Consider the following 14,322-nt stretch of genomic DNA (forward strand, 5'->3'; position numbering starts at 1 on the left):
GCGTTTTCACCGATACGCATTGGCGCATGACGATGACTACAGCCACCCCGGACGACTCGCAAGCCAAACGCAATGTTGCTGTTCTGGTCGCCGCGCAATCGATTCTGGGTGCGCAGATGCCGATGATTTTCATCGTTGGTGGCTTGGCCGGGCAATCGCTGGCCAGCAACCCCTGCCTCGCCACCTTGCCCATTTCGCTGATTGTTCTGGGCTCGATGCTGGCCGCCACGCCGATCTCGGCCATAATGCAGCGTTGGGGCCGCCGCGCGGGCTTTCTGGTCGGCGCAACAGCCGGAGCGTTGGGTGGTCTGGTCGGGGCCTATGGCCTCTATCTCGGCTCGTTCCCGATTTTTCTGCTGGGAAGCCTGCTGACCGGCATCTACATGAGCGCACACGGGTTCTACCGTTTTGCCGCAGCCGATACCGCCTCGGACGCGTTCCGGCCCAAGGCGATTTCCTATGTCATGGCGGGCGGTCTGGCCGCCGCAATCATCGGCCCGCAAATCGTCAAACTGACATCGCAGGCCTATGTCATTCCGTTTCTGGGCACATATATCGCGGTGATTTCCGTCAACGTCATCGGCTCGGTTCTGTTCTTCTTTCTGGACATCCCGACGCCGCCAAAACCCACCGCAGACGCACCTAAAGGCCGGTCGCGGCTGGAGTTGCTGAAAACCCCGCGCATCGCCGTTGCGATCATCTGCGCCATGGTCTCCTACGCGCTGATGAACCTTGTGATGACCTCGACCCCTCTGGCGGTTGTCGGCTGCGGGTTCTCGGCCAATGACGCGGCGGATGTGGTCACCAGCCACGTGCTGGCCATGTATGTCCCCAGCTTCTTCACAGGCCACCTGATCGCACGTTTCGGCGTCGAAAAGATCGTGGCCCTTGGTCTTGCCATCCTTGCAGGCGCCGGAGTCGTCGCCCTGCAAGGGGTCGAACTGGGCAATTTCTTCATCGCCTTGATCCTGTTGGGCATCGGCTGGAACTTTGGTTTTATCGGCGCAACCAGCATGCTCGCCGCCTCGCACGAAGTGCATGAACGGGGTCGGATGCAAGGCCTCAACGACCTGCTGGTGTTCGGGGGCGTGACGATTGCTTCGCTGGCCTCGGGCGGGTTGATGAACTGTTCCGGCGGTTCTCCGGTCGAGGGTTGGACGGCCGTCAACCTCGCCATGATCCCGCTGCTGACCCTGGCAGGCGGAGCGCTGCTGTGGCTGGTCCTCAGACCGGCCGATCCGAAAACAGCCTGATCACCACCGACCCGTCGCAGCGGTCCACATCAGAGACAGCCGCCGCCGCGCCTCACCCTGCGCCAAAACGCCCGCCGCGACGCGATCCGGGCGCGCGATCACCCGTTTCAAAATCCATTCGGACTGCCATCCGACATAAAGCGCCGGACGGGCGTCTGCCGATACCGCATCGCGGTCAGATCGGGCCCGCGTCAATCGCACCAATGCTGCCTCTGCCAGCGTATTCACCCCATCGAGCGTGCCATCCAGTAGAGGAATGCGCCCGCGCGCCTCAAGCTCGGGGATCGCGCGGAACCAGTTCGCAACGCCTATGGCATAGCCGAAATCGCGCAGCACACCCTCATCCGCAGCCCCAAGGGCCTGTGCCGCGGCCACCAGCAGCGAACCGGAACTGTGATTGATATAGGCGTCAAAGTGATCCTGATCCTCGAACGGGTCGCGATAGATATCCCACCGCCGCACCGCCACATATTCGTCCAGCATCCCGGCCAGATGGGGCGACAGGACCCGAGACAAAGGCGTCACAACCTCGTGCCGCCGCACGGTCGGACCCTGCGCAATCTCCTGCAAGGCATCGCGCCACCATTGCAGGCGCATCTCGGCAATCATCGGCTCTTGCGTGACCCAGGGCGCGCGCGCGACCTCGACATTCAGCGCATAGATCGGAAACAGGACCGCCCGCGCCGGGACAGGAGCGGCCATTGCCGCCAGAAGCCGATCAGGATCGGCTTTGTGCACCAAAGCGGCACAGGCTTTGACATCCTCGTCAAACGTCGCCGTCACTCTGCCGCCGCCTGCTGAGGGTCACAGTCCCGCACCAGCTTCCACTGGATCGCGTCCAACAGCGCCTCGAAGGACGCGTCGACTATGTTCGCGCTGACCCCAACGGTGGACCACCGCCGCCCCTGCCCGTCTTCGCTGTCGATGATGACACGCGTGACCGCCTCGGTCCCGCCCTGGGTGATCCGCACTTTGAAGTCGACCAGCCGCATATCCGCCAATACCTGCGAATATTGTCCCAGATCCTTGGCCAGCGCCTTGGCCAGCGCGTTCACCGGCCCCCGGTCACTGCCTTGCTCGTCCAGAGACTCGCTGACCGACAGTTTCTTTTCACCATCTACTTTCACCACAACCACGGCCTCGGACAGGCTGACCATGTTGTTGTACTTGTTTTTGCGCCGCTCGACGGTGACCTTGTAGCGCTTGACCTCGAAGAACTCGCGCAACTGCCCCAGTTCATCCCGCGCCAGCAGTTCGAAACTGGCCTGCGCGGTGTCATAGGAATAACCCTCGGCCTCGCGCTGTTTAATCCGCTCAAGAATGCGCCCCAATGCCGGGTCGCCTTTTTCCACGGTCAACCCGGCCTCGGTCAGGCGCTTGCGCAGGTTCGACTGCCCCGCCTGGTTCGACATCGGGATGATCCGCGCATTGCCCACCGTCGCCGGATCGACATGTTCATAGGTCGAGGGGTCTTTGAGAATCGCGCTGGCGTGCAACCCGGCCTTATGCGCAAAAGCCGAGGCCCCCACATAGGCCGACTGCTTGCTGGGCACCCGGTTCAGGATGTCGTCCAGCATCCGGCTGATCCGCGTCAGACCGGCCAGAGCGTCAAGGCTGACGCCAGTCTCGAATTGCGAGGCGTAAGGCTCTTTCAGCAACAAGGTCGGGATCAGGGCCGTCAGGTTCGCATTGCCACAACGCTCTCCAAGCCCGTTCAGCGTGCCCTGAATCTGGCGCGCCCCCGCATCGACCGCGGCCAGAGAACAGGCCACCGCATTCTCGGTATCGTTATGGGTGTGAATGCCCAACCGATCCCCCGGTAGCCCCGCAGCAATCAGGTCGGACACAATGCGCCCAACCTCGGCAGGCAAAGCACCACCGTTGGTATCACACAGCACAACCCAGCGCGCGCCAGCCTCCAGCGCGGCACGGCAGACCTCGGTCGCATAGCCGGGGTTGTCCTTGTAGCCGTCAAAGAAATGCTCGGCATCGAACAGCGCCTCGCGCCCTTGTGCGACCAGATGCGCAACCGAAGCGCGGACGTTCTCGACATTCTCTTCAAGCGAGATGCCAAGCGCGTGGGTCACATGATAGTCGTGCGACTTACCGACCAGACAAACCGCCCGCGTGCCCGCATTCATCACCGCCGCCAGCACGTCGTCGTTCTCCGCCGACCGACCCGAGCGCTTGGTCATCCCAAACGCCGTCAACCGGGCCGAGGTCTTTGGTGCGACCTCAAAAAACGCGCTGTCGGTCGGGTTCGCGCCGGGCCAGCCGCCTTCGATATAATCGACCCCCAGCTCATCCAGCGCCTGCGCGATTTGCACCTTCTCAGCAGTCGAGAACTGCACCCCCTGCGTCTGCTGCCCGTCGCGCAGGGTCGTGTCGTAGAGGTAGAGGCGTTCCTTGGTCATTATTCTGGCTCTTTGGCTTGTTCGGGCGGCGCCCGACCGAGGGTGGATGCGAAGCGCCCGCCCATGGGGGCGGTCGGGCGCTGCCCGGGCAAGCCCGGGCGGTACGCTATGTTAGATGCTATCCAACCTAGATGAATCAAAATCGGGACCCGGCATCAACTCAACCCCTTCTTTTGTCATACGAACTTCGATACCTGCATCAACCATTACTTTTTTTAATCTATCCAGTTCTTCGAAGTTCTTGGTTTTCAACGCCGTCGATCTTTCATGGTTCAATCTCTCTTCCCATTTCCGTCTTTCGAATTGCTGCGCACTCGGCATTCCGATGCTTACTTTTGCCGCTATTGATTCAGGCTCCAAAAAGTGGGTCCAATTCAATTCGTCCGTCAAAAGACCCACAATATTTGCGGAAGCTTTCAATGTGCGCGCCTCACCTTCTCTCGCCAAGCGGTGCAACAACGAGATCACTTTAGGTGAGTTAAGGTCGTCTGCGAGAGCCTCAACAACGTCAATTGATGGTTCTCCAGGTTCGACACCTTGAACCAGTTTGCGCCAGTTCCACAGAGTATCTTTTGCAGCTTTCGCCTTCTTTTCGGTCCAGTCCATCGGCTTGCGATAATGGGTCTGCAAGAACACAAACCGGATCACCTCACCCGGTACGCCCTGTTCCAACAGGTCATGCACGGTGAAGAAATTGCCCAGCGACTTGGACATCTTCTTACCTTCGACCTGCAGCATCTCATTGTGCATCCAGACCCGAGCGAACTCACCCTCGGGGTGCGCGCAGCAGCTTTGCGCGATCTCGTTTTCGTGGTGCGGGAACATCAGGTCGTTGCCGCCGCCGTGGATGTCAAAACTCTCCCCCAGCAGCTCATAGCTCATGGCCGAGCATTCGATATGCCAGCCCGGACGACCCCGGCCCCAGGGCGACTCCCACCCCGGCAGTTCATCGGTCGAGGGCTTCCACAACACGAAATCCATCGGGTTTTTCTTATACGGCGCAACCTCGACCCGTGCGCCCGCGATCATGTCATCGACCGACCGGCCCGACAGCTTGCCATAGCCTTCCTTCCACGAGTCCACCGCGAACAGCACATGACCTTCGGCCGCATAGGCGTGGCCCTTGGCGATCAGGTCTTCGATCATCTCGATCATCTGAGGGATAAACTCAGTTGCGCGTGGCATCTGGTTCGGTTCCAGCGTCCCAAGCGCGCCCATATCATGCAGATACCACCCGATGGTCTCATCCGAGCGTTCGTGGACCAACTGCTCCAGAGACCCTTCGGCCCCGGCCTGTTTGCGCTTCAGCGCGGTCACGTTGATCTTGTCATCGACGTCGGTGAAATTGCGTACATAGGTGACATGATCCGCGCCATAGACATGACGCAACACCCGATACAGCGTGTCGAACACCACCACCGGCCGCGCGTTGCCCAGATGGGCCCGGTCATAGACGGTGGGTCCACAGACATACATCCGCACGTTTTCGGAATCGATCGGAACGAAATCTTCCTTCGTCCGCGTCCGTGTATTGTGCAGCTTGATTGTCGTCATCACTCGGGCTCCTAAAGCTTGCGCGTTGGCGCGGGCTTAGCAACTTGTCTCAGAGATGAAAACGAAAGAAACCGGCCCGCTTGATAAATCAGCAGGTAATGCAGCAGATAATGATGCAGCTCATCCGGTTCATGGCGCTTGGCATAACACGCGTCACGCGCCAAGCCAAGGCTTGAGTTTGCGGACCTTCCCCGGCACTCTGCGGCCATGAGCCGGGATTTCGTCAACTCCGTATGCCGCGATCTGCCAGGGGCCGAATGGTCGGACCCCTGGGGTGGTGGCCATGACGCCTGGAAGGTGGGCGGCAAGATGTTTGCCTGCATCGGCACGGCAAATGACGGTGTCTCGGTCAAGACACCGGACATCGAAACGGCGCAGATGCTGATCGATGCGGGTGTCGGGGTAAAGGCCCCGTATTTTCACCGCAGTTGGGTGCGCCTGCCCTTTGATGCGGATGAGGAAGAGATGCGGCATCGGCTGGCCGCCTCTTACGATCTGGTGCGCGCGTCGCTGACCAAAAAGGTTCAGGCCACCCTGCCCGCGCGAAGCTGATTGACTTTCGCTGGCGGCTCTGCCCCATTCGGCGTCAAGACAAGCAGGGGCATTGCATGAAACTGTCAAATCGCATCACGCATCTTACCGGCGGCGGCAGCGACGGGTGGGACGTGTTCTACCGCGCGCGTCGCATGATCAGCGAGGGTCACGCCGTAACCGAACTGACGATTGGCGAGCATGACATCCGCACCGATGCCTCGATCCTGCAAGCCATGGATCTTTCGGCGCGGTCTGGCCATACCGGCTATGCCATGGTGCCGGGCACCGATCTTTTGCGCGACACCGTGGCAGCAAGGGTTCAGATGCGGACCGGCGTGCCCACGTCCCGCAACAACGTGCTGATTACCCCCGGCGGACAAGCCGCCCTGTTCGCGGCGCATACTGCAGTCTGTGATCCGGGGGATGTGGGTCTTTACCTTGATCCCTACTACGCGACCTACCCCGGCACGATCCGCGGTGCCGGAGCCATTGCGCGCGCCGTTCAAACGTCGGCCGACAATGCCTTTCAGCCCCGCGCTGAAGATATTGATGCGGTCGCGGATGGGGCCGTGTCCTTGCTGATCAACTCACCCAACAATCCCACTGGCGTTGTCTATTCCCGCGAAACGATTGAAAACATTTCCGAATTATGCACCCGCCGCGACCTGTGGCTGATCTCGGACGAGGTCTATGACACGCAGGTTTGGGAAGGTGAGCACATTTCGCCCCGCGCTCTGCCCGGCATGGTCGAGCGGACGCTGGTCGTTGGTTCGATGTCGAAATCTCATGCCATGACCGGCTCGCGCTGCGGTTGGATCGTAGGCCCGGAAGAGGTGATTTCACATCTGATCAATCTGGCAACACATACCACTTACGGGGTGCCCGGTTTCGTTCAGGACGCGGCCAGTTTTGCCCTGACTGCGGGAACCGAGTTAGAGGCTGAAATCGCCGCCCCTTTCCGCCGTCGCCGAGCGCTCGCCAAAGAGATTTTGGCCCGGCAGCAAACAGTGGGCCTCGTCCCTGCACAAGGCGCGATGTACCTGATGCTGGACGTGCGCGCGACCGGGCTGAGCGGCGAAGAGTTTGCGAATGCCCTGCTGGATCAACACGCGATTGCCGTGATGCCGGGTGAAAGCTTTGGACGCGCTGCTGCTGGTCACATTCGTGTTGCCATGACGGTGGATGATGATCGGTTTGCTTCGGCCTTGCAGATCCTATGTGAGTGTGCGGCCAATCTGGCGGATCAACGGGCGGCAGAGTAACCGGCCTAGAACCGGAAAGTTGTGCGCAGATTGAAAACGTTCGACCCAAGACCCCCTTCGGACCGGGTCACATCGTCAAAGTTCTGGCGCAACGCCTCACCGCTGATGATAAAATTCTCGCCAATCGGATAGGCCACGCCAATCCCATAGACAGCTGCCGTATCGCTGTCAGCTGAGGTCTCTGCGCGGGCGGCGCCGACAACAACATATCCCAACGCACCACCAAAATCGTATCCACCGCGCAGCTTGACGCTGGTCATGCTGTCCAGACTGCCCTGATCCTGACTCAGGTTCAGTGACAAACGGTTATATTCCAGTTCGCCGCCCAATACGAAATTGCCAAAATCCTGATCGTACCCGATATGCGCCCCAAAGACGGTGTTGTCGCCGCTGGACCCAGCCGGGCCATCCGCCTCGGCGTATCCGAAACTGAAACCGGCATAGGCCCCTGTCCAGTCCTGCGCAAAGGCGGGACCGACGCTGGCGATTGTCATCCAGACAATCAGGGCCGAAAGCGATTTCATCTCCGTCATCAGGACACGCTCAATCCAAAATAAGCGGCAACAGGCTTAACATAACAGGTGGTCTACAGGGACCAGAATTCAATTCACTTCACGAGTTATTCAGCAATAAGTTAATAAACTATAACAGATTTCTTCCCTAACGGGAGAAAATCTGACTCTGACACCTGTCTCGCGAGGCCCGCTTCGAAACCTGCCGGTTTTTTACCACCGCGTCGCAAACGGGACAGATCGCGTCGCCCTTCGCTGCAACTATTGCGATCATGAATAGCGGGGTTCCATGCCGAACGAAATTTGGAAAATACGTCTGATCAGCCGCACCATCGGTGCGGATCGCGGACGTGCCGCGCGCGGGCGTCCGCAGCTGTCTTGATCCTTCACACTCAAGACTGTTTCCAAAGACCGGACCCCTGACATGAATGACCAACCCCGTAACACCTCACGCAGTGGTGGGCGCTCTGCGCGCCGCGCAGCCCGTGCCTCGGCGCTGCCCGAACATCTGCGCCCGATCCGTCCTGGCATGGAGGGTGGAACATACAAGCCTCTGACCCAGGCGCAGATCGAGAAAATTCACAACGCCGCGCTGCAAGCCCTTGAAACCATTGGCCTTGCCGACGCCCCGCAAAGCGGGATCGACTATCTGGTTGGTGCAGGATGTACGCTGGGCGATGATGGGCGCATCCGGTTTCCCCGCGCGTTGGTCGAAGATACGATCGCCAAGGCAAACCGGTCGATCACCCTATACAGCCGCGACGGGCAGCACGATCTGGATCTGACCGGGACCAAGGTCCACTATGGCACCGCCGGGGCCGCTGTCAGCATGGTTGACGTCCATGGCCGCGAATACCGCGATTCAACCGTGCAGGATCTGCATGACGCGGCGCGGATTTGCCAGCAGCTCGACAACATCCACTTTGTCCAGCGTCCGATGGTGTGCCGTGACATTCTCGACAACATGGAAATGGACTACAACACGGTTTATGCTGCCTGTTCAGGGACTTACAAGCATATCGGCACCTCGTTTACCGAGCCGTCGCACGTGGCCCCGGCCATGGAGATGCTGCACATGATTGCAGGTGGCGAGGACAAGTGGCGCGAGCGGCCGTTCGTATCGAACTCGAACTGTTTCGTGGTGCCGCCGATGAAGTTCGCCACCGAAAGCTGCGAAGTGATGGAAGAATGCATCAAGGCCGGAATGCCGGTTTTGTTGCTGTCCGCAGGCATGGCCGGGGCCACCGCGCCTTCGACCATCGCCGGCGCCATCACTCAGGCAACGGCAGAATGTCTCGCCGGTTTGGTTTATGTAAATGCCGTAAAGCCAGGCGCACCCGCGATTTTTGGCACCTGGCCTTTCGGTCTGGACCTGCGGACCGGTGCCATGTCCATCGGGTCCGGAGAGCAGGCATTGCTAAGCGCAGGCTGCGCCCAGATGCATCAGTTCTACGACCTGCCGGGCGGCGCTGCTGCGGGTGCCTCGGATTCGAAAATGCCCGACATGCAGGCCGGGTGGGAGCAGATGTGCTCGAACGTCATGGCCGGATTGTCCGGGTTGAACATGGTGTATGAATCCGCCGGTATGCACGCCTCGCTGCTGGGTTTCTGTTTCGAAAGCCTTATCCTCAGCGACGATCTGATCGGACAGGCGCAGCGCTGTGTTCGCGGGATCGAAGTCAATGACGAAACGCTCGCTCTGGACCAGATTGCTCAGGTCTGCATGGGCGGCCCCGGGCATTATCTTGGAACCGACGCCACGCTCAGCCGGATGCAGGTCGATTACGTCTACCCCACCTTCGGGGATCGGACGTCGCCGAAAGAATGGGCCGAACTGGGCAAGCCGGATTTGCTGGACAAGGCCACCGCGCGGAAGGAAGAAATCCTCGGGATGCCTTCGCCTGCCCGCTTTGATCCGCTTCTGGATGCGGAACTGCGCAACAAGTTCAACATTCACTTGCCCGCGTAACATATTGAAAACAGGCGGCCCGATGGGGATCGGACCGCCTTTTGTCATGCCGGATTACCCGTTGTTGGGCAGCAGTCCGGCCTCTTGCGCAATTGCGACTTCGTCCTGATCCAACGCGCCGTCGCCGTTGGCATCCATGGCCGAGAAGGTATCGGCGTCCACCTCGGGCACGACGGCCTGCACTTCGTCGATGGTCAGCACGCCATCCCCGTTCGTGTCCGCCGCCGATTGCGCCAATGCCAGCGCGGGCAGCCCGAGTGCGATTGCCGAAATAACGGCCAAATTTTGCGGTTTCATGTTAGTGCCTCCTGAGTGAGTTTTTCGTGTTTGCGTCCGGACAGGTCTTACAAACACCTTCAACCTGGTTCTGGTCACCCCATTGACCTGAACTGCGGGATTTCGCGCCATTCTTTGCGACTTTCCCCGAGTCGGGTCCGCAATCCCTTGCTGGACGAAACGCGCAACCCGCCCGTCGGCGATTCTTGCCCGACAAAATGCAGCCGATCCGGCAAGGGCTTGCTGATAAGGGGCGACTCGGCGCAACAAAAAAGAAAGGGGGCCGAAGCCCCCTGTCAGTTTCGCCTTCCAGGCTCATTTCGTTGACCGCCCGGTATTTTTTGCCTGCGGCCTGGACTGCGCATGGGGCGAGCGCACCCGCCCCGTGAAAGAGTGGGAGGGAGCAAATATTCCGCCCCACCCTGTTTGCGGCCAACACGGGCATGTCGGCCAAGTGGAGAAAGGTCTTCGGTAAGTCTTGCGACCATTCTCCGTATTCGTCGGGGTCGGTACCTGTGGCAGTTATCCGACCCCTGCGCCCCGGGGTGCCGGGGCGCTGAACTCAGCTACACCCGCTAGTTGCGCCGCAGGTGTTGCACTTCATGCAGGTGCCGTTGCGCACCAGCGTGTAGTTTCCGCATTCGCCGCACGGGTCTCCCTCGTACCCTTGCATCTTGGCTTTGGTGCGAGCATCCATGCCGGTTGCCACGGCTGTTTCCGCGACCGGGGTATCGAAGGCCGCTGCAGTTTCCGCCATGCCGTTCAGTTCGGCCTGACCCGCGTTGAACACCGCCAGATCCTGCGGCAAACGCTTGCGCAGATAACCGGTCGAACTGATTTGCTTCAGCACTTCCAGAGACTTGGACGCCGCGCTGTCGCTGACTTCCGAGACGTTCGAGACGCCTTCTTCCTCACCGCGACCCAGATCGTCAAAGCTGGCGCCTTCGGGTTTCACATGGGCCAAATCGGTGCGGTCCAGATAGGACACGGCCAATTCACGGAAGATGTAATCCAGGATCGACGTCGCGTTCTTGATCGAGTCGTTGCCTTGCACCATCCCCGCCGGTTCGAACTTGGTGAAGGTGAAGGCGTCGACGAATTCCTCCAGCGGCACGCCGTATTGCAGGCCAACCGACACGGCGATGGCAAAGTTGTTCATCATCGCCCGGAAGCCAGCGCCTTCCTTGTGCATATCGATGAAAATCTCGCCCAACTTGCCGTCTTCGAACTCACCCGTGCGCAGATAGACCTTGTGGCCACCCACGATCGCCTTCTGGGTATACCCCTTGCGACGATGGGGCAGTTTCTCGCGATGACTGCGGATCATTTCCTTGACCACAACCTTCTCGATCACCTTCTCGGCCAGAACGACGGCTTTTTCCTGCGCCGAACCGCTTTCCAGCACTTCTGCCGCCTCATCGTCATCCTCGACCAGCGCGGCCGCCAAGGGTTGCGACAGTTTCGAGCCGTCACGGTAGAGCGCGTTGGCCTTCACACCCAGCGACCACGACAGTTCATATGCCTTCTGGCAATCCTCGATGGTCGCGTCATTGGGCATGTTGATCGTTTTGCTGATCGCACCCGAGATGAAGCTCTGCGCCGCGGCCATCATGGTGATGTGGCTATCAACCCCAAGAAAACGCTTGCCTTTCTTGCCGCACGGGTTGGCGCAGTCGAAGATCGAATAGTGTTCCTCTTTCAGGTGCGGCGCGCCTTCCAGCGTCATGGTTCCGCACACGTGGTCGTTGGCCGCGTCGATATCCGCACGGGTAAAGCCCAGATGGCGCAGCAAGTCGAAAGTCGGGTCGTTCAGCTTGGTCGCCGGGATGCCCAGAACGCCGGTGCAGAAATCCTCACCCAGTGTCCACTGGTTGAAGACGAACCGGATGTCGAAGGCGCTTTCCAGCGCGGCGTCCACCTTGGCCAGCTCATTGGGGCCAAAACCATGACCGGTCAGCGAGGTGTGGTTGATCCCCGGCGCGTTGCCGATGGTGCCGTGGCCGACGGCATAACCCACGATTTCTTCGATCTGAGACGAGGAATAGCCCAGCTTTTCCAGCGCCGACGGCACCGAGCGGTTGATGATCTTGAAGTAACCGCCGCCCGCGAGCTTCTTGAACTTGACCAGCGCAAAGTCCGGCTCGATCCCCGTGGTGTCGCAATCCATCACCAGACCGATGGTGCCGGTGGGCGCGATCACGGTAGCCTGCGCGTTGCGATAACCGTTCTGCTCACCGAGGCTCAGCGCCTCATCCCAGGCGGACATGGCCAGATCGACCAGCCGTTTATCCGGGCAGTTGCCATGATCCAGAGGTACCGGCTTGACCGCCAGTTTTTCATAGCCTGTCGTGACGCCTTGCGACGCCCGGCGGTGGTTGCGGATGACACGCAGCATGTGATCGACGTTGCGCTCATAGCCTTTGAACGGGCCAAGCTCTCCGGCAATCTCGGCCGAGGTCGCGTAGGCCACACCGGTCATGATCGCGGTCAGCGCTCCACAGATCGCCCGACCCTCATCCGAGTCATAGCTGTAGCCCATATTCATCAACAGGCCGCCAATATTGGCATATCCCAGACCCAGTGTGCGGAAGTCATAAGACAGCTGCGCGATTTCCTTCGACGGGAACTGCGCCATGGTCACCGAGATTTCCAGCGTCAGTGTCCACAGGCGCGAGGCATGCATGTAATCCGCCGCCTGAAACTCACCATCCTTGAGGAAGGTCAGCAGGTTCATCGACGCCAGGTTACAGGCCGTGTCATCCAGGAACATATATTCCGAGCACGGGTTCGAGCCGCGAATTTCACCATCTTCGGGGCAAGTGTGCCACTCGTTGACGGTGTCGTGGAACTGAATGCCCGGATCGGCGCAGGCCCAAGCGGCGTGGCCGACCTTTTCCCACAGATCGCGCGCCTTGACGGTTCGGGCGACCTTGCCGTCGGTGCGGTTGATCAACTCCCAATCGGCGTCTTTTTCAACGGCGGTCAGGAACGCGTTGGTCACGCGGATCGAGTTGTTCGAGTTCTGGCCCGAGACCGAGCTATAGGCTTCGGAATCCCAGTCGGTGTCGTAGGTCGGGAACTCGATACTGTCGTGGCCCTGCTTGGCGTAATCCAGCACGCGCTTGATATAAGTCTCGGGGATCGCAACTTTTTTGGCTTCACGCACCGCCTTTTTCAGGGCGTCGTTTGCGTTCGGATCATAGGCGTCATCGGCAGACCCGTCCCAGGACCGGATGGCCTCGAAAATGCCGTTCAGCATCTTCTCGTGCATCTTCGATCCGGCAACGATCGAGGCCACTTTCTGCTCTTCGATCACCTTCCATTCGATAAACTGCTCGATATCCGGGTGATCCGCATCGACGATCACCATCTTCGCTGCCCGACGGGTTGTCCCGCCTGATTTGATCGCACCCGCAGCGCGGTCGCCGATCTTGAGGAAGCCCATCAAGCCCGAGGATTTGCCGCCACCCGACAGCGCCTCGCCTTCGGCCCGCAGATGGCTGAAGTTAGTGCCGGTGCCCGAGCCGTATTTAAACAAGCGCGCTTCACGCACCCACAGATCCATGATGCCGCCTTCGTTCACCAGATCATCATCGACGGACTGGATAAAGCAGGCATGCGGCTGCGGGTGTTCATAAGCGGATTTCGATTTGGTCAGCTTGCCGGTTTTGTAATCGACATAATGGTGCCCCTGCGCCGGGCCGTCGATGCCATAGGCCCAGTGCAGACCGGTGTTGAACCACTGCGGCGAGTTCGGCGCGGCACGCTGGGTCGCCAGCATATAGCGCATCTCGTCGAAATACGCGCGCGCGTCCTCTTCATCCGAGAAATAGCCGCCCTTCCAGCCCCAATAGGCCCACGCGCCTGCCAGACGGTCGAACACTTGCTTCGAGGACGTCTCACCATCAAATTCCGCGCCATCGGCAGGAACCGAGCGCCACAGGAATTCGGGGACGTCTTTCTCTTTTACTTTCTTCAGCTTGGACGGAACACCGGCCTTGCGGAAGTATTTCTGCGCAATGACGTCGCTGGCCACCTGGCTCCAGCTTGACGGAACTTCGATGTTGTCCAACCGAAAAACGATGGTTCCGTCGGGGTTCCGGATCTCTGATGTTGCAGACACGAAATCAAGATCTGCGTATGCGTCCTGCCCCGGCTTGGTGAATTTTCTTTCAATTTTCATGTCCGCTGCCTTCGAATTAATGACCGTCTACCCAGCGTCAGACCCATGAAATACCGGGCCTACCACCATGCCGAACCTGACAGACGCAGAAGATCAGGCGTTGCCCGTGGCAACACATAACCGTCTTAGCGGTTGCACATTTCTTTGGTGTGCGTTCCGTCCCTCGCCCGCGCCGTCCCCGGATTTCATACCAGATGTAGTGGCGTCTTGTTCGGCTCATACAATCTGACGTATCTCACCATAGATCGTCAACGGCATTTTTGGGTCATTTTTGAAATCTTTTGTGTTGACCCGATCCCCGACAAAGGCCTCGGGGCCCGGTGCTGCGATTCCTCCACAGAATGATCCACGGCGAAATTCCGCCG

10 protein-coding genes are annotated in these 14,322 nt (G+C 59.7%); 4 read left to right on the top strand and 6 right to left on the bottom strand.

Features of this window, described 5'->3' with window-relative positions; all coding sequences use genetic code 11:
- Nucleotides 1-26 precede the first annotated feature (26 nt).
- Entirely contained in the window at nucleotides 27-1,253 is a 1,227-nt protein-coding gene (locus ACR0KJ_RS04405) for an MFS transporter (protein WP_480626272.1), read from the top strand.
- Here the strand turns inward: ACR0KJ_RS04405 and ACR0KJ_RS04410 are convergent, their stop codons facing one another.
- The 3 genes from ACR0KJ_RS04410 to cysS all read right to left on the bottom strand — a co-directional run bounded on the left by ACR0KJ_RS04410 (nucleotide 1,254) and on the right by cysS (nucleotide 5,221).
- Nucleotides 1,254-2,036 (bottom strand): squalene/phytoene synthase family protein, encoded by a 783-nt coding sequence (locus ACR0KJ_RS04410; RefSeq protein WP_480626039.1) that lies wholly within the window; start codon nucleotides 2,034-2,036, stop codon nucleotides 1,254-1,256.
- Nucleotides 2,033-3,667, bottom strand: a complete 1,635-nt coding sequence (cimA, locus tag ACR0KJ_RS04415; protein WP_480626040.1) for a citramalate synthase — start codon at nucleotides 3,665-3,667, stop codon at nucleotides 2,033-2,035. Before cimA ends, ACR0KJ_RS04410 begins: the two co-directional genes overlap by 4 nt.
- 111 nt (nucleotides 3,668-3,778) lie before the next feature.
- Complete coding sequence (gene cysS, locus ACR0KJ_RS04420; protein WP_480626041.1) at nucleotides 3,779-5,221, bottom strand: cysteine--tRNA ligase; 1,443 nt, start codon at nucleotides 5,219-5,221, stop codon at nucleotides 3,779-3,781.
- Between the two features lie 207 nt (nucleotides 5,222-5,428).
- On the opposite strand from cysS, the gene ACR0KJ_RS04425 reads away from it, so the two are divergent.
- Both ACR0KJ_RS04425 and ACR0KJ_RS04430 read left to right on the top strand, forming a co-directional pair.
- Entirely contained in the window at nucleotides 5,429-5,773 is a 345-nt protein-coding gene (locus ACR0KJ_RS04425; protein WP_480626042.1) for an MmcQ/YjbR family DNA-binding protein, read from the top strand.
- A 56-nt stretch (nucleotides 5,774-5,829) separates the two neighbouring features.
- The gene (locus ACR0KJ_RS04430; RefSeq protein WP_480626043.1) at nucleotides 5,830-7,017 is read left to right on the top strand and encodes a pyridoxal phosphate-dependent aminotransferase; all 1,188 of its coding nucleotides are present in this window, start codon (nucleotides 5,830-5,832) and stop codon (nucleotides 7,015-7,017) included.
- A gap of 5 nt (nucleotides 7,018-7,022) precedes the next feature.
- On the opposite strand, the gene ACR0KJ_RS04435 is transcribed toward ACR0KJ_RS04430, so the two are convergent.
- Nucleotides 7,023-7,550, bottom strand: coding sequence for an outer membrane protein (locus ACR0KJ_RS04435; RefSeq protein ID WP_480581036.1), 528 nt, complete (start codon nucleotides 7,548-7,550; stop codon nucleotides 7,023-7,025).
- A gap of 403 nt (nucleotides 7,551-7,953) precedes the next feature.
- Between ACR0KJ_RS04435 and ACR0KJ_RS04440 the strand changes: the two genes are divergently transcribed.
- Nucleotides 7,954-9,498: a trimethylamine methyltransferase family protein gene (locus ACR0KJ_RS04440; protein ID WP_170450393.1), complete on the top strand. Its 1,545-nt coding sequence runs from the start codon at nucleotides 7,954-7,956 to the stop codon at nucleotides 9,496-9,498.
- A gap of 54 nt (nucleotides 9,499-9,552) precedes the next feature.
- Here the strand turns inward: ACR0KJ_RS04440 and ACR0KJ_RS04445 are convergent, their stop codons facing one another.
- Together ACR0KJ_RS04445 and ACR0KJ_RS04450 are read right to left on the bottom strand one after the other, a co-directional pair.
- On the bottom strand, nucleotides 9,553-9,795 hold the full coding sequence (locus ACR0KJ_RS04445) for an EF-hand domain-containing protein (protein WP_170450391.1): 243 nt from the start codon (nucleotides 9,793-9,795) through the stop codon (nucleotides 9,553-9,555).
- 541 nt (nucleotides 9,796-10,336) lie between these two features.
- Nucleotides 10,337-13,957 (bottom strand): vitamin B12-dependent ribonucleotide reductase, encoded by a 3,621-nt coding sequence (locus ACR0KJ_RS04450; RefSeq protein WP_480626044.1) that lies wholly within the window; start codon nucleotides 13,955-13,957, stop codon nucleotides 10,337-10,339.
- Between the last annotated feature and the right edge of the window lie 365 nt (nucleotides 13,958-14,322).

This window comes from Ruegeria sp. AD6, from assembly GCF_056542325.1.